The sequence below is a fragment of the Nocardia sp. NPDC004568 genome, from assembly GCF_040609955.1.
In the GTDB taxonomy this organism is placed as follows: domain Bacteria; phylum Actinomycetota; class Actinomycetes; order Mycobacteriales; family Mycobacteriaceae; genus Nocardia.
This window is the reverse complement of the sequence record NZ_JBEXLL010000082.1, coordinates 1-16989: the sequence shown is the minus strand read 5'-3', so window position 1 is coordinate 16989 and position 16989 is coordinate 1. Positions and strand designations below refer to the sequence as shown.

Here is a 16989-nt window from a genome sequence, read left to right as displayed (position 1 = left end):
CCGTTACGAGCGCGGGAGATGACAACATAGTAACTATGAAGCCGAAGATTCTGGTCGTCGACGACGATATGGCGCTCGCGGAGATGCTCACCATCGTCCTGCGGGGCGAGGGGTTCGATCCGCACGTGGTCGGCGACGGCACCCAGGCCCTGTCGGCAGTTCGTGAGATCCGGCCCGATCTGGTGCTGCTCGATCTCATGCTGCCGGGGATGAACGGCATCGATGTGTGCCGGGTGCTGCGCGCCGACTCGGGTGTGCCGATCGTGATGCTCACCGCCAAGACGGACACCGTCGATGTGGTGCTCGGCCTCGAATCCGGCGCCGACGACTACATCGTCAAACCATTCAAGCCGAAGGAACTGGTGGCCCGGGTGCGGGCCCGGCTGCGCCGCACCGAGGAAGAACCGGCCGAGCTGCTGAACATCGCCGATATCGTGATCGATGTCCCGGCACACAAGGTCACCCGCGAGGGCGGCCAGATCTCGCTCACGCCGCTGGAATTCGACCTGCTGGTAGCGCTGGCCCGCAAACCCCGCCAGGTGTTCACCCGCGAGGTGCTGCTGGAGCAGGTCTGGGGTTACCGGCACGCCGCCGACACCCGCCTGGTGAACGTCCATGTGCAGCGACTACGAGCGAAGGTCGAAAAAGATCCGGAGAATCCCGAGATCGTGCTGACCGTCCGCGGTGTGGGGTATAAGGCCGGTCCGCCGTGATCCGGCTCGAGGTCCCGGGTCCGGAGGCGCTACCTTGCGTGACCACGTAGGGTCGGACTCCGGTCGAAAAGTCGGACAGAACGGGCGTCTCGCCGACGTGCGGGAGGCCTTGGCACCGGTCAACGAATGGTTCCAGCACGTCGGTAGATCACTGGGACTGCTGTGGCGGCGATCGCTGCAGTTGCGCGTCATCGTCTCGACGCTCACGCTGTCGCTGATCGTCATCACCGTGCTGGGTGTTGTGCTGACCAGCCAGATCACCGACCGGCTGCTCGATGCGAAGATCAATGCCGGGGTCGAGGAGATGGACCGCGTCCGCAACGCGGTCGAAACCCAGCTGACCGGGGTGCACGACATCACCAGCCAGCAACAGCGGCTGACCGATGCCCGGGATTCGCTGTCCAACCGGCGTGATTCGAACCGGACCGGTGGCGCGGCGGGCAGTTTCGATTCGGCACTGAGCATGATCGGCGGGACCCCGCAGCAGGTGATCACCGCCGGGCCCATCAAGGAGGTGCCCGACGCGCTGCGCCGGTTCGTCCAGCGCAACCAGGTCAGCTACCAGTTCGCGACGGTCGCGGACCCGGACGGCTACCACGGCCGTGCGCTCATCATCGGCAGCCCCAGCGCCGAGGTGCCCACGCTGGAGATCTACTTGATCTTCCCGCTGGGCAACGAGGAACGCAGCCTGGCGCTGATGCGCGGCACCATGCTGGTCGGCGGGGTGGTGCTGCTGATCCTGCTGGCCGCCATCACCGCACTGGTGACCCGGCAGGTGGTGCTGCCCATCCGGTCGGCCGCCCGGATCGCGGGCCGATTCGCCGACGGCCGGCTCAAGGAACGCATGCTGGTGCGCGGCGACGACGATATCGCCCGGCTGGCGAAGGCCTTCAACGAAATGGCGGAGAGCCTGTCGAACCAGATCAACCAGTTGGAGGAGTTCGGCAATCTGCAACGGCGCTTCACCTCCGATGTGAGCCACGAGTTGCGTACACCGTTGACCACGGTGCGGATGGCCGCCGATCTCATCCACGGCAGCAGCGACGACCTCGATCCCGCGCTGGCGCGCAGCGCCGAACTGCTGGTCACCGAACTGGACCGGTTCGAGGGCCTGCTCAACGATCTGCTGGAGATCTCGCGGCACGACGCCGGTGTCGCCGAACTCCAGGTGGAATCGCTGGATGTGCGGATGTGCGTCCGCGCGGCCATCTCCACAGTGCGGCATCTGGCCCGCGACGCCGGGATCGAGGTGGTGATCGATCTGCCCGAGGAGCCGGTCGTCGCCGAGGTCGATCCGCGCCGGGTCGAGCGTGTACTGCGCAATCTGCTCGCCAATGCGATCGACCACAGTGAGGGCAAACCCGTCCTGATCCGGATGCGTGGTGACACCGAAGCCAATGCCCTCGCCGTGGTGGTGCGGGACCAGGGCGTCGGGCTGCGGCCGGGGGAGGAGAAACTGGTGTTCAGCAGGTTCTGGCGGTCCGACCCTTCGCGGATGCGCCGATCCGGTGGGACCGGTCTCGGTTTGTCGATCAGCGTCGAGGACGCCAACCTGCACGACGGCAAACTCGAGGCGTGGGGCAGGCCCGGGGTCGGTGCGAGTTTCCGGCTGACCTTGCCGCTGATCCGTGGCCAGAAGCTGGGCAAGAGCCCGCTGCCGCTGGAACCCGGTATGCGCCGGGCGCCGCGGCGGCCGCACGCCGAGAATGAGCGGGCGGGCGGCGAGCGGGTGGAACTCGGCCCGCCGGTCACCGACACCGAACCGTGGGCTCCCCTGCCCACGGAGCCCGCCGAACCGCAGACGAGCAGCGCGGAACCGGAAGCCCCGGCGCCGGGAGCGCGGGTGGCCGGGGCCACCGACGCCGGTCCGGACTCGGGACCGTCCGCCCAGGCACCGGGATCGGAACCGGGCGGCACCGCGGACCCGGAGCCGTCCGCCGACGGCTCGATGGCCACCGACCGCGGGGACGAGAAGTGATGAGCGCGCGCAGGCGGTGGTTCCGCCGATTGATGGTGGCGGCGGCGGTGACGGGTCTGGCCGCCACGGGCGGTTGCGCGAATCTGCCCGACTCCTCGCAGCCCCAGGCTCTCGGGACGATCAATCAGGAACCCAGTGCCGAGGGGCCGCCGGCGCCCACCAAGGACCGGGACCCGGATCTGTTGCTGCGCGATTTCCTGCAGGCCACCGCGGATCCTGCCGATGGTCATCTCGCCGCCCGGCAGTACATGACCCCCGCGGCCTCGACCCAGTGGAACGACGGCGACTCGACCGTGATCGTGGAGCGCGCGGACACCCTGCGCGAATCGCGTAACGAGAACGAGGCGACCTACGTGCTGCGTGCCCGTAAGGTCGGCGAGCTCTCCGCGGACGGGTCCTACCACGCGGTCGACGGAACCATCGAGAACAAGATCGAGATGACCCGGGTCGACGGTCAATGGCGGATCGACGAACTACCCGACGGCGTGGTGATGGAGTACAGCGCCTTCACCCAGTCCTACCGGCGGCATGCCCTGTACTTCGTCACCGCCGACGGTCAGCATGTGGCGCCGGATCTGCGCTGGGTCGCGGGACGCCCGGACGAACTCGCGCAGAAACTGGTGACCATGCTGATCGCGGGACCCCAGTCGTATATCGCTCCGGTCGTCCGCAATTACCTGGCGCCGCCCGTCGCGGTGCGCGGGGCCGTCACCAAGGCCAACGGCGATCCGGTCGGCGTCGGCGTGGGCCTGGGCGGGGTGCGGATCGACTTCACCGGGATAGGCGAACCGAGCCCGCGCGACCGGGAACTGTTCGCGGCCCAGGTGGTCCTCACCCTCGCGGGTGCCGACGTTCTCGGCCCCTACATGCTGCTCGACGACGGCCGGCCGTTGGATGAGCGGTTCGCGGGGAACGGCTGGTCGGTGGACGACCTGGGACCGCTCGCCGATTCCGTGCAACCCGACGCGCTGATCGGGCTGCACGCGCTGCGCGAGGGCAAGCTGGTCGAGGTCGAGGAGAACCGCGCCCCGGCCCCCGCTCCGGGCTACTTCGGCGAGGTCCAGAACCTGCAGTCGGTGGGTCTGTCGCCGGACGGGAAACTGGTGGCCGCCGTCGCCGACGCGGGCCGTCAGCCACCGCAGCCGCAACGCACGCTGATGGTGGGCAGCTACGGGGGCAACGCGTTCCCGGTCGCGGAGGGCGGGACCATCACCCGCCCGTCCTGGACCGCCGACGGCAGCGCGGCCTGGGCGGTCATCGACGGAAATCGGGTGATCCGGGCGGTCACCAACCGGGATACCGGCACTGTCTCGGTCCAGGAGGTGGACACCGCCCAGCTCTTCGCCCCGGACTCCGGTCCGACCTTCGAACTGCCGATCACCGAACTGCGGATCTCACGCAACGGGGTCAGCGCGGCGCTGATCGCCGACGGCAAGGTGTACGTCGCCATGGTGCTGCGCCGACCGGACGGCACTTTCGCCCTCACCTCACCGCGGCAGATCGCCATGGAACTGAGTACCGACGCGACCTCGGTCGACTGGTTCAGCGACGATACGGTCGTCCTGGCCACCGCGGGCAATGTGGATCCGGTACGGACGGTCAAGATCGACGGCTCCGGAATGGCGTCGCTGGGCGGCCGCAATCTCACTCCGCCGGTCCGCGAGGTCACCGCCTCCGTCGAACGCCAGTACGTCGCCGATTCCCGCGCGGTACTGGAGTTCACCCGCACACCGGAAGGTGGCGACCCCTACTGGCGTGAGGTCCCCGGGCTCGGCGCGGACGCCGTACCGGTGCTCCCCGGCTGATCCGGGTCGCCGTGTCGGTGCCCACCGGCACACTCCGCTCATGCGGACACTCCTGGATCTGGTCATACCGTCGGAATGCGGCGGCTGCCGCCGGCCCGGGACATCGTGGTGTGCCGAGTGCGCGCGCAGCGTCGCCGGCCCGCCCATCCGGGTGTATCCCCGCGCGGATCCGGGGGTGCCGTGCTGGGCGCTGAGCCGTTACCGCGGCCCGGCGCGGCAGGCCGTACTCGCGGCCAAGGAACGCGGCCGGCGCGATCTCGCCGGGCCGCTGGGACACGCCCTCGCCGCGGGGCTGGCCGAGTTGCGGGCCCCGGACCGGCCCCTGATACTTGTACCCTCGCCGAGCCGGCGAGCCGCGGCGCGGCGGCGTGGTGGTGACCCGGTACTGCGATGCGCGCGGATCGCGGCGTGGTCGCTGGGCAGTTGCCAGGTTCTGCCGTGTCTGCGAGTCTGGTGGGGAGTCCGCGATTCGGCCGGTCTGTCGGCGCGTGAGCGCGACCGTAATCTACGGGGTCGGGTGAGCGCCGGGCCGCTGCCGTACTGTGCGGCGAACGCGCAGGTCGTCCTGGTCGACGACGTTTTGACGACAGGCGCCACGGTCTCCGCGTGTGCACGCGCCCTCGTTGCCGCTGGAACACGCCTGGATGGCGTATTCGTGACGTGCGCTGGGTGAATCCGGGAAATTTGCGTGAACAGTGGCGAACCTCTGATCCGCGTACTAGCGTCGCGTGCACACACCCGATCCGGGAGTTTGGAGGTGGGCCTCGTACATCACGTGCCGGCCGACTGGATCCGACATGGCCGGCACCGTTTCATCCCGCCGCATGCGACGACAAGTGTGCGGCCGAATCCGGGAGGTACGCGTGACGACTACTTCACGACCTTCAGTGCAGGACACAGCTCAGACGACGCAGCTGGACGACCAGCTCGACCGACCGCGGGACACCCGGGCGGATATCGTCGTCAAAGGCCGCAACGTCGAGGTTCCCGACCATTTCCGAATCTATGTGTCGGAGAAGCTGTCCCGGCTGGAACGCTTCGATCCATCGATCTTCCTCTTCGACGTGGAACTCTTCCACGAGCGCAACCGTCGTCAACGCAAGGCCTGCCAGCGGGTGGAGATCACCGCGCGGGGCAAGGGTCCGATCGTCCGCGCCGAGGCCTGCGCGGACAGTTTCTACGCCGCATTCGAGGCCGTGACCGCCAAATTGGAGAGCCGGCTGCGCCGCACCAAGGACCGTCGCCGCGTCCACTACGGGGAGAAGACCCCGGTGTCGGTCCACGACGCCACCGCCGACCTGGCCGATGAGCCGCTGCTCGGCGACCTCTCCGGAATTCCGCACGACCATTCCCCGCACACCCGGAAGCGGTCCGATTTCGCGGCCGACTACCCCGAATACGAGGGGCCCGGGCATATCGTGCGCACCAAGGTGCACTCCGCGATACCGATGACAGTCGATGACGCCCTCTACCAGATGGAGTTGGTGGGCCACGATTTCTTCCTGTTCCAGGACAAGGAAACCGACCGGCCGTCGGTGGTCTATCGCCGTCATGCCTTCGACTACGGCCTCATAAGGCTCGCCTAGCCGACACTGCAGCCGACCGGTCCGCACGATGGGCCGGTCGGCTTTATCGTTCCCCGTTCGCGGGGGTGTACCGCTCTCGATGTACGGCGGCACTCAGTGGTCGCCGGTCGCGCCAGCCCAAACGCTCCAGATCGGGGACAGTCTGGAATTCGGCGACCGGCCCGATACAGAGCCAGGCCACCGGCCGGACTCCCGCGGGCAGGCCGATCAGTTCGGCGAGGAACGGTTCGTCGTAGAAGGACACCCAGCCGACCCCGATCTGTTCGGCGGTGGCGGCCAGCCAGAGATTCTGGATCGCGAGAATCGTCGAATACACGCCGGTTTCGGGCACTGTCGCCCGGCCCAGCACCTGCGGCCCGCCCCGCGCATCGTCGTGGACCACCACGATGCCGGTGCCGCTCTCGGTGATTCCCTCGATCTTGATCGGCGCGAAGGTCCGGGCCCGTTCGGCGGGCAGCGATCGCGCGAAATCCAGCCGCCGCTCGGCCACGTGCGCCGCGAACGTCCGCAGCGTCGCCGGATCGCGAACGACAACGAAATCCCAGGGCTGCGAATTACCGACACTCGGCGCGTGGTGCGCCGCCCCGAGAATCCGCCACAGCGTGGGGTCGTCGATGGGCTCGCCGGTGAACTCCGCCCGCACATCCCGGCGGGTCCGGATGGCCTCGTACACGCTCATCTCCGCTGCACACACGAGGCCATTGTTCTTGCCCGGCTCCCGATCGAGCGGGCCGGGGGCTGTGTTCATCTGCGACGTCTGCGGCGCCGCGGGGTCGAGGCCTCCTCGGTCCCGCCGTTCAGGCCACCGGACTCGCGCTTCGCGCGTGCGATGTGCGATGTGCGGTGGGCCGTCCATGGAGTGCGACCGTTGAGCACCTTCGGTCGTTGAGCACCTTCGGTCAAGGGGCGGGACGGGGCTCGACCCTGGGTGGGCCTCGCTGAACTCGGCGCCGACCGGGGGGCTCGCTGGAGCCGTGGGGGCGTGGCCCGGTCGGAGGTGGGTGGGGCGGGCACGTGGGGTGGAAGCTCGGGCCCGTGAGCCTGCCGTTCGGGCTTCGAGACCCGCGGCTTCGCACGTGTGCTGCGCGGTGGGCCGCCAAGAGGGTATGGACTATCGAGCGCCTTCGACCACGGGAGGGGACGGCCTCGACCTTTCGTGGGCCTCTCTGAGCTCGGCGCCGAGTAGGTGCGGTTGTCCGCGGTGAGCGGAACCCGCTGGAGCCGTGGGAGCGCTGCCCGGTCGGATGCGGGTGGGCCGGGTGCGGCGGGATCGTAGGGTCGGAGCTCGTTTCTGCGATCCCGCCGCCGGTGACTCAGCCCGCCAGTGCGACCGAGCGGCGGCGGAGCCTGCGGCGGCCTTCGGCGATCGCCGTACGCAGACCCCGGCGCTTTCCGGTGACCGGATCGAACGTGGAAACCGCCTGGCCGTTGAATTTCCGCTCCGAGGCCGTTTCGGGGGCGTCGTCGGCGGTGTGGCGGAGATATTTGTTGGGCAGCGACAGTTTCATGATGGTGCGCCAGGCCTTGAAGTACTGGACCGGCAGCGAGCCGGTGGTGTACGGCAGATCGTATTTGTCGCACAACTCGCGCACGCGGACCGCGACCTCGGCGTAGCGGTTGCTGGGCAGATCGGGGAAGAGGTGGTGCTCGATCTGGTGGCTGAGGTTGCCGGTCATGAAGTGCATGAGCTTGCCGCCGGAGATATTGGCGCTGCCGAGCATCTGCCGCAGGTACCACTGGGCCTGGGATTCGTTGTCGATATCGGCTTTGGTGAATTTCTCGGCGCCGTCGGGGAAGTGGCCGCAGAAGATGACCGCGTTGGACCAGACGTTACGGATCACGTTCGCCGTGAGATTGGCGGTGAGGGTGTGGAAGAACGAGGGACCGGTCAGCAGCGGGTAGACGACATAGTCCTTCACCGCCTGCTTCTTGACCTTGGCCACGACCTCCTCGACCTTACGGTCGAATTCAGCCCGTTCCGGGCTTCCCGGCTTGAATTTACCGGCGGCCAGTTTCCCGAGTTCGAGGTGCTGGATCGCGACGCCGTATTCGAACAGCGACTGCAGCACCAGGTTGTAGACCGGGTTGCCGATGTTGAACGGCTTCCAGCGCTGATCGCGCGTGACCCGGAGCAGACCGTAGCCGATATCGTCGTCCATTCCCAGGACGTTGGTGTACTTGTGGTGCAGGTAGTTGTGGGTGTGCTTCCAGTGTTTGGACGGGCCCGCGTTGTCCCATTCCCAGTGGGTGGAGTGGATCTCCGGATCGTTCATCCAGTCCCACTGACCGTGCATCACATTGTGCCCGATCTCCATGTTCTCGATGATCTTGGCGGTGCCCAGCAATGCCACGCCCGCCAGCCAGGCCGGGGGCAGGAAACCGGCGAACAGAACCGTCCGGCCGCTGATCTCGAGCGCCCGCTGGAGCCTGATGACATTGCGAATGTATCGGGCATCGCGCTCGCCTCGCGTCGATTCGATGTCCCGGCGAATCGCGTCGAACTCCGCCCCGAGAGCCTCCACGTCCGCCTCGGTGAGATGCGCGTATTCCTTGACATCCGAGATAGCCATGGCGGCTACCCTACCGTAAGTTACGACACCGTAGGTTTGGAGATTTGCGCAAAAAATGTGGCGTGCGCCCTATTGCCTGTCCCAAAGGCGAATGATAGGCCGGGCAAAACGCCGCAGCCGTGGGTCACATTCGGGCTCCAGTGGGGATGATCGCTCGGCGCGGTGGCCGCGTTACGCCCGCCACACTATTTCTTCCGCGGCGTCCGGGCGGCCGTTCAGGCCGAGTAGGACCGCTGCGATTTGCGCAGCGCGTGCCGGGCTCGCCGGAGCAGATCCCGCTCCTGCCGGGCCTTGGCCCGCAGGGTCCGCTCGGCGCTGCGCAGCATTTCTTTTTCTTCTTCGGCTTTGGCGCGCAGCGCGATTTTCGCCTCGTGCAACGCCCAGCGCAGCCCGCGGCGCTTCCCGGTCGCCGGGTCGATACTCCACGGCCGGTTGTCCGGTCCCGCGTGCGCGGTCACCCCGGCGAACTTGCGTTCGGACGAGGTCTCCGGCGCGTCGTCGGCGGTGCGCCGCAGGAATCGGTCGGGCAGGGCGAGTTTGTGAATGGTCCGGAAGGCGAGCAGATACTGCTTGCCCAACGATCCGGTGGTGTAGGGCAGATCGTATTTCTCGCAGAGTTCGCGTACTCCGACCGCGACCTCCGGATAGCGGTTGCTGGGCAGATCGGGGAAGAGGTGGTGTTCGATCTGATAGCTCAGATTGCCGCTCATGAAACCCATGACCGGACCGGCGGAGAAGTTCGCGCTGCCGAGCATCTGCCGCAGATACCATTCACCGGGCGTCTCACCCTCGAGCTGTTCCTCGGTGAACTTCTCCGCGCCGTCGGGGAAATGGCCGCAGAAGATCACCGCGTAGGCCCACAGATTGCGGATCAGGTTCGCGGTGGCGTTCGCCTTCAGTGTGGACATGAACGCCGGCCCGGTGACCGCCGGATAGATCAGGAAATCCTTCGCGACCTGACGGGCGATCTTACGGACGAACAGTTTGTTCGGTTCGGACAGGACCTGGTATCGCGGCACTCCGGACAGTTGTTTGTCGATCGTCCAATCGTGCAGGGCGATACCCCATTCGAAGGCCGCGGCCAGCACGATATTGGCGACCGGCTGGACCAGGTGCACCGGCCGCCACGGCTCGTCGCGGGTCATCCGGAGAATGCCGAAGCCGAGGTCCTCGTCCTTGCCGAGCACATTGGTGTAGGTGTGGTGGGAATAGTTGTGCGCCCGCCGCCACTGCGCCGAGGGGCCGGTCATATCCCATTCCCAGTTGGTCGAGTGGATCTCCGGATCGTTCATCCAGTCCCACTGACCGTGGCTGATGTTGTGGCCGAGTTCCATGTTCTCGATGATCTTGGCGACCGAGAGCATGGCGGTGCCGGCGAGCCAGGCCCACCGGTTCCGGCTACCGAACAGTACGGCGCGGGCGGCCAGTTCCAGGCCGCGCTGGGCCGCGATGGTACGCCGGATGTACCGGGCGTCCCGCTCGCCCAGGGATTGCTCGACCGAACGGCGGATGGTGTCGAGTTCCTGCCCCAGCGTCTCGACATCCTCGGCCGTGAGGTGGGCAAAGGCTCTGATGTCGGTGATTGCCACCGGCGTCCCTTCTGTAGGCGCTGTCCGCGGAGACGAGAGCGGGAGAGGCGTACCTCGCCGACGCTTCGGCCGTGCGCGTCCGTGTGCTGACAATCTGTCCACACGGCTGGTCGTGTGTCGGACCGTGGTAGCTCCGGCTGTGCGAGTTCGTATGCTGGCACATATCCGCGCTGCCGGGCTGTGTCGGACCGGGGGGTCGAACGAGAGCGTGTTGCCACGGTCTTCCCGGCTCCGGGAAGCTACCCCGAGCGTACCCGTAGGCGCCGATCACCGGGTGAACCGTCTCGGGTCACATATCCAGTGTGCAGTCGCCCGCCGCGGCGGAGATGCACGTCTGCACCTTCTCTCCCTCGAACCGCTCCGTGCCGTTGCGTAGATCGCGGGCATGTCCCGAACTCAAGGTGACCACACAGGTCTGGCAGATACCCATCCGGCAGCCGAACGGCAGCTGAACACCGGCGGATTCACCGGCTTCCAGGAGGGTGGTGGCCCCGTCCACGGTCACCGTGCGGCCGCTCTTGCCGAAGGTGACGGTGCCGCCCTCCGTGGTCGCGGACCGCTCCACCTCGAACCGCTCCACATGCAGAGCCGAGGCGAGACCGGCTTCCTGCCAGTGCTTCTCGACCTCGTCGAGCATGCCCAGCGGACCGCACGCCCAGGCCTGACGCTCTCGCCAATCGGGATAGAGCTCGTCCAGGGCGGCGGTGGCGAACTTGCCCTTTTCGCCGGTGAGGTGGATGTGGGAGACGAATCCGGGATGCCGCGCGTGCAGTGCGTCGAGTTCGGCCGCGAACATCACGTCTTCGGCGGTCCGCGCCGAATGGATGTGCACCACATCGGTCACCGCGTCGCGGCGATCCAGGGCGCGCAGCATCGACATGACCGGAGTGATGCCGGACCCGGCGGTGAGGAACAGTACCTTCGGCGGCGGCGGGGAGGGCAGTACGAAGGCGCCCTGCGGGGCGGCCAGCCGCACGATCGTCCCGGGTGATACTCCGTTGACCAGGTGGCTGGACAGGAATCCCTCCGGCATCGCCTTCACCGTGATGGCGATGACCTTCTTGCCGTAGCGCGGATCGTCCCAGTCGGGCGGGCTGGTGAGCGAATAGGACCGCCAGTGCCAGCGACCCTCCATCAGGATCCCGATACCGATGTACTGCCCGGGCTCGTAGCGGAAGTCGAATCCCCAGCCGGGTCTGATCACCAGCGTCGCCGAATCGGCGGTCTCCTTACGGACGTCGACGACCCGTCCGCGCAGTTCCCGCGCCGACCACAGCGGGTTGGCCAGATGTAGGTAATCATCGGGCAGCAGGGGCGTGGTGACCCGCGCCACCGCCCCTCGCAGCAGATTCAGTTTGCCGCCGCGTTCGGCGATACCGGCCGCCGGTGCCTCCAGCCAGTTCTTGACACCGCGCACCGTCATCGCGTTCGGTTTCCTGCCCATATGCGCTGTTCTTCTCCTGTGTTCTCCGCGCCCGGGGCGCGCCGTGGCACCAGGTTACGGCATCGTAGGTTGTCGCGGGGGCCCAGGTGAGCGGCGTCCGTGGACCCGGTTGCGGCTCACAGCCGGCGGCCGTGCCGCCGGTCCCCGGTCACAATCGCGGGCTCAGAGCAACTCGACGAGGAACGGCAGTTCCTGGGTGGCGTACCAGGCCAGCTGATGGTCCTCGGCGTCGCCCAGTACGAACTCGGCGTCCTCGTCGCCGAGGTCGGCGGCATCGACGTGCTCGACCGCCGCGGCGACCGCCGGCTCGGCTTCGGCCAGGTCCAGATGGACCGAGGCGATCCGTTCGTACTCGATCGGCCCGTCCAGCTTCACCACCGCGTCGTCCAGGTCCGGGCGCAGGGTCGCGCCCTCCACATCCACCGCGATCACCGCGCGGCGGTACATCGGGGTGGTGGAGCCGTGCACCTCCTCGGCCAGCAGCCGCAGCGCCGCCCGCGCGGCCTCGGCCATGGCGACCTCGGCCAGTTCTTCGTCGTCGCCCGAGGCGTAGGCCTCGCGGAGCGCGGGCGTGAGGGCGAAAGCCGTCCCGCCGACCGCGTGCAGGACGCGCTTGTCCACGAGCTCGCGCAGCATCGGCACGGTGGCCGGCACGTACACGCGCATGGCCTTGCGGTCAGAGGCAGGCACCGAGTAACTCCTCCATCGATTCGGGCACCGACGCGGCCAGAACTCCGATATCGGCCATCGCCTCGCGGTCGGCATTGAGTCCGTAGCAGATCCGCCCGTCATAGGACGTGATCCCGATACTCGTCGCCTGGTTGCGCAGCAGTGGCGAAACCGGGTACATCTCCAGCATCCGCGCGCCGCCGACGAACATCGGTGTCTGCGGGCCCGGCGCGTTGGTGATCACCAGATTGAACGTATGGTCTGCGAACGTACTCGCCGCCCGCACGCTCATCGCGTGCAGGCTGGCCGGAGCGAAACCGGCGAGGTGCACCAGGGTCGAGGCCCGCACGCCGTGCCGGCCGCGGGCGTCCTCGGCGGTGGCGTGCGCGATATGGGACAGCCGCATGACCGGACTGGGTTCACCTACCGGCAGGTCGATCAGGAACGGGGTGATCCCACTGGGCAGGGTGCGTCCGGTACCCGGCTCCCCGCTGTAACCCGACATCGGCACGACCGCGCGCAGCACGCTCGATTCGGTCAGGCCCTTGTTCCGGGACAGCAGCCAGTTGCGCAGTGCGCCGGTGACCACCGTCAGGACCACATCGTTGATCGTGCAGCCGGCCTGCTGGTGCACCCGTCGGTAATCGTCGAGCTCGGTGACGGCGACGGTGAATCTGCGCTGCCGGGAAGTGCGCGTGTTCAACGGACTGTCCGGTGTGCCGCTGGCCGCCGAACGCACGGCCGCCACCGCGCCCTGCACCGTCCGTCCGGCCGTCCCGATGAGACCGGCGGTGCCCGCCCCCACCTCGCGCAGCACCTCCACCGCCGTGCCGGGCTGGGACACCAGGTGACCGACGGCGCCCAGCAGGAGATCGGCGTCGCTGGGTTCGCGGCGCGGGATCCACGCGTCGTCCGCTATCTCGCGCGGGGACTCGGCCCCGTCCACGACCACATGGCCGATCTCCAAGGCGGCGTGCCCGTCGACCAGGGCCGCGTGCGATTTCGTGTAGATCGCGCACCGGCCCCCGCTCAGCCCCTCGATCAGGTACATCTCCCACAGCGGCCGGCCGGGGTCCAGCGGGCGGGAACCCAGCCGGGCGGTCAGCTCGTACAGCTGGTCGTCGCTGCCCGGCGACGGGAGAGCGGATCGGCGCAGATGGTAGGTGATATCGAAGTGGCTGTCCTCGACCCAGACCGGGCGGCCCAGCGACAGCGGGATCTCGCGCACCTTGCGGCGGTAGCGGGGTACCAACGGCAGGCGTGACTCGACCAGATCGACCAGCCCCTGGTAATCGAGAATCGGCTCGCCGTCCTCGCCGGTGTTGTCGAGAACGGCCAGCGATCCGATGTGTACCGGGTGGGTGGTCGCTTCCAGCCGGAAGAAGTCCGCGTCCTGCGGTGTCAGCTTCGCTATCACACTGGTGTCTGCCCCTTCGAAGTCCGGAAACCGGTCTCCATTGTGACCAGGTGGTACCGGTTCCCGCACCATTGTGTGTGATATTCCGATATGTAATTCGAAGGCTTGCGCGCGAGCACGCGGTGATATAGCCGGCGCGGGCCCGGCCGGCCGCCGAATGTCGGACGAGGCACACTGGCCGGGTAGGCGGGGGCGCCTACCATGGGAGCCGCATTACCATGAAGCAAGCTGCGGCTTCGTGGCCCGTCGCCGGGTCGCGCGCCGCCGACATCGGAGCCGAAACCGAACCAGAGGACTGACGAGACTCGTGCCTGCGCTGACACTGACGAGGTTGCTACGTTTTGGTGAGGGTCGCATGGTCAAGCGCCTCTCCCATCTCGCCGACGAGGTGATCGGACTCGAGGGCGACTACGAGGACCTCACCGATACCGAGCTACGCGCCAAAACCGACGAGTTCCGCGAGCGCTATGCCGAGGGGGAATCGCTGGACGACCTGCTGCTCGAGGCGTTCGCCGTGGCGCGCGAGGCCTCGTGGCGGGTGCTGCAGCAGAAGCACTACAAAGTGCAGATCATGGGTGGCGCGGCGCTGCATCTGGGCAATATCGCCGAGATGAAGACCGGTGAGGGCAAAACCTTGACCTCGGTGCTGCCGGCCTACCTGAACGCGATCAGCGGCGACGGCGTGCATATCGTCACCACCAACGACTACCTGGCCAAACGTGACTCCGAGTGGATGGGCCGGGTACACCGCTTCCTGGGCCTCGAGGTCGGCGCGATCCTGGCCGGTATGACACCGCCGCAGCGGCGGGAGGCCTATGCCGCCGACATCACCTACGGCACCAACAACGAATTCGGCTTCGACTATCTGCGCGACAATATGACCCATTCGCTGGACGATCTCGTTCAGCGCGGCCACAATTTCGCCGTGGTCGACGAGGTCGACTCGATTCTGATCGACGAGGCGCGTACTCCGCTCATCATCTCCGGCCCCGCGGACGCCTCCAGTAAGTGGTATGCCGAATTCGCCCGGATTGCACCGCTTCTCAAAAAGGATCTCCACTACGAGGTCGATATCAAGAAACGCACCATCGGCGTGCACGAGGCGGGTGTGGAATTCGTCGAGGACCAGCTCGGTATCGACAATCTCTACGAGGCCGCCAACTCCCCGCTGGTGAGCTATCTGAACAACGCCGTCAAGGCCAAGGAGCTCTACACCCGCGACAAGGACTACATCGTCCGCGACGGTGAGGTGATCATCGTCGACGAGTTCACCGGGCGCATCCTGGTCGGCCGCCGCTACAACGAGGGCATGCACCAGGCGATCGAGGCCAAGGAGGGGGTGGAGATCCAGCCGGAGAACCAGACCCTGGCCACCATCACGCTGCAGAACTACTTCCGCCTCTACGACAAGCTCTCCGGTATGACCGGTACCGCCGAGACCGAGGCGGCCGAGCTGCATCAGATCTACAGCCTGGGCGTCATCCCGATCCCGACCAACAAGCCGCCGGTCCGTATCGACCAGGCCGACCTGATCTACAAGACCGAAGAGGCGAAGTTCAACGCCGTGGTCGACGATGTGGTGGAACGCCACCAGGCGGGGCAGCCGGTGCTGATCGGTACCACCAGTGTGGACCGTTCGGAGTATCTGTCCAAGCAGCTCACCAAGCGCGGTGTCCCGCACAATGTGCTGAACGCGAAGTTCCACGAGAAGGAAGCGCAGATCATCGCGGAGGCGGGCCGTCCCGGCACGGTGACCGTCGCGACGAATATGGCCGGCCGCGGTACCGATATCGTGCTCGGCGGCAACCCCGACATCATCACCGACACTCTGCTGCGCCAGCAGGGCCTGGACCCGGTGAACACCCCCGAGGAGTACCAGGCCAACTGGTTCCACGCGCTGGAGAAGGTGAAGAAGCAGGTCGCCGAGGACGCCGAGGCGGTGAAGGAGGCCGGTGGCCTCTATGTGCTCGGCACCGAACGCCACGACTCCCGGCGTATCGACAATCAGCTGCGCGGCCGGTCCGGCCGCCAGGGCGACCCGGGTGAATCGCGGTTCTACCTGTCACTCGGCGACGAGCTCATGCGCCGGTTCAACGGTGCGGCGCTGGAGTCGATCATGACCCGGCTCAACCTGCCCGACGATGTGCCGATCGAGGCGAAGATGGTCTCCAAGGCCATCAAGAGCGCACAGACCCAGGTCGAGCAGCAGAACTTCGAGATCCGCAAGAACGTGCTCAAGTACGACGAGGTGATGAACCAGCAGCGCACCGTCATCTACAACGAGCGCAACCAGATCCTGCGCGGCGAGGATATGGAGGGCCAGGTCCAGAGCATGATCACCGATGTGATCACCGCCTACGTGGACGGCGCCACCGCCGAGGGCTACGTGGAGGACTGGGATCTCGACAAGCTGTGGAGCGCGCTGAAAACGCTCTACCCGGTCGGCCTGAACCACCGCGACATCACCGGTGAGACCGAGGTCGGCGAGGCCGGCGAGATCACTCGCGAGGATCTGCTGGAAACCCTCCTCGACGACGCGCACGCCGCCTACGAGCAGCGGGAGTCCGAGATCGACGGCCTGGCCGGCGAAGGCAGTATGCGCACCCTCGAACGCCAGGTGCTGCTGTCGGTGCTGGACCGGAAATGGCGCGAGCATCTCTACGAGATGGACTACCTGAAGGAAGGTATCGGCCTGCGCGCGATGGCCCAGCGCGATCCGCTGGTGGAGTACCAGCGCGAGGGCTTCGATATGTTCGCCAACATGCTGGAGGGGTTGAAGGAGGATGCCGTCGGCATCCTGTTCAACGTCCAGGTGGAGGTCCAGCAGCCGCAACCCGACGGCGTCCAGGTGGGCCAGGGGCTGCGGTCCCCGATCGGCTCGCAGCCGGTGCCGCCGGAGAGCCAGTACCCCACCGAGAAGCTGCCGATCCTCAACGGCGCGCCGCCGGCGCTGCGCGCCCGGGGGATCGACGATTCGGGGCCGCGGGGCCTGAGCTACTCGGGGCCGGACGAGGGTGGCCGCACCGCGGTGCACAGCGACGCGGAGGAGTACGGCTCCGACACGCCGACGCAGGGCACCCGCCGGGAACGGCGCGAGGCGGCCCGGGCGCAGACGAAACATGGCAGGGCCCCCAAGACTCGTCGTAAGCACTGATCTCGAATCGTCGGGGGGGGCGCCCGCGGGAGGGGGGGGGGGGCGGCGGTGGGGGGGGGGGGGC

General features: G+C 67.4%; 12 protein-coding genes. 6 read left to right on the top strand and 6 right to left on the bottom strand.

Annotation, left to right across the window (positions count from 1 at the left end):
• Positions 1–26: 26 nt before the first annotated feature.
• The 5 genes from mtrA to raiA all read left to right on the top strand — a co-directional run bounded on the left by mtrA (position 27) and on the right by raiA (position 6082).
• A complete protein-coding gene (gene mtrA / locus ABZV91_RS27565) occupies positions 27–713 on the top strand; it encodes an MtrAB system response regulator MtrA (protein ID WP_030523354.1) in 687 nt (228 codons plus the stop codon).
• 109 nt (positions 714–822) lie between these two features.
• Positions 823–2691 (top strand): MtrAB system histidine kinase MtrB, encoded by a 1869-nt coding sequence (gene mtrB / locus ABZV91_RS27560; RefSeq protein ID WP_355247673.1) that lies wholly within the window; start codon positions 823–825, stop codon positions 2689–2691.
• The gene (lpqB, locus tag ABZV91_RS27555; RefSeq protein ID WP_355247632.1) at positions 2691–4496 is read left to right on the top strand and encodes an MtrAB system accessory lipoprotein LpqB; all 1806 of its coding nucleotides are present in this window, start codon (positions 2691–2693) and stop codon (positions 4494–4496) included. The genes mtrB and lpqB overlap by 1 nt, the downstream gene beginning before the upstream one ends.
• A gap of 40 nt (positions 4497–4536) precedes the next feature.
• A complete protein-coding gene (locus ABZV91_RS27550) occupies positions 4537–5169 on the top strand; it encodes a ComF family protein (RefSeq protein ID WP_355247629.1) in 633 nt (210 codons plus the stop codon).
• A 214-nt stretch (positions 5170–5383) separates the two neighbouring features.
• Positions 5384–6082: a ribosome-associated translation inhibitor RaiA gene (raiA, locus tag ABZV91_RS27545; RefSeq protein ID WP_355247626.1), complete on the top strand. Its 699-nt coding sequence runs from the start codon at positions 5384–5386 to the stop codon at positions 6080–6082.
• A gap of 43 nt (positions 6083–6125) precedes the next feature.
• On the opposite strand, the gene bluB is transcribed toward raiA, so the two are convergent.
• The 6 genes from bluB to ABZV91_RS27515 all read right to left on the bottom strand — a co-directional run bounded on the left by bluB (position 6126) and on the right by ABZV91_RS27515 (position 13771).
• Positions 6126–6776 carry a 5,6-dimethylbenzimidazole synthase gene (gene bluB, locus ABZV91_RS27540; RefSeq protein WP_355247623.1) on the bottom strand — a complete coding sequence of 217 codons (651 nt, stop codon included), beginning with the start codon at positions 6774–6776 and terminating at the stop codon, positions 6126–6128.
• A 619-nt stretch (positions 6777–7395) separates the two neighbouring features.
• The gene (locus ABZV91_RS27535) at positions 7396–8652 is read right to left on the bottom strand and encodes a fatty acid desaturase (RefSeq protein WP_355247620.1); all 1257 of its coding nucleotides are present in this window, start codon (positions 8650–8652) and stop codon (positions 7396–7398) included.
• Positions 8653–8867: 215 nt separating this feature from the next.
• Complete coding sequence (locus tag ABZV91_RS27530) at positions 8868–10241, bottom strand: fatty acid desaturase (protein WP_355247617.1); 1374 nt, start codon at positions 10239–10241, stop codon at positions 8868–8870.
• A 289-nt stretch (positions 10242–10530) separates the two neighbouring features.
• Positions 10531–11664, bottom strand: coding sequence for a ferredoxin reductase (locus ABZV91_RS27525; protein WP_355247670.1), 1134 nt, complete (start codon positions 11662–11664; stop codon positions 10531–10533).
• 183 nt (positions 11665–11847) lie between these two features.
• A complete protein-coding gene (locus tag ABZV91_RS27520; RefSeq protein ID WP_355247667.1) occupies positions 11848–12351 on the bottom strand; it encodes a hypothetical protein in 504 nt (167 codons plus the stop codon).
• A gap of 10 nt (positions 12352–12361) precedes the next feature.
• On the bottom strand, positions 12362–13771 hold the full coding sequence (locus tag ABZV91_RS27515; RefSeq protein ID WP_355247614.1) for a wax ester/triacylglycerol synthase family O-acyltransferase: 1410 nt from the start codon (positions 13769–13771) through the stop codon (positions 12362–12364).
• A 307-nt stretch (positions 13772–14078) separates the two neighbouring features.
• Between ABZV91_RS27515 and secA the strand changes: the two genes are divergently transcribed.
• Complete coding sequence (secA, locus tag ABZV91_RS27510) at positions 14079–16925, top strand: preprotein translocase subunit SecA (protein WP_355247611.1); 2847 nt, start codon at positions 14079–14081, stop codon at positions 16923–16925.
• The last annotated feature ends 64 nt before the right edge of the window (positions 16926–16989 follow it).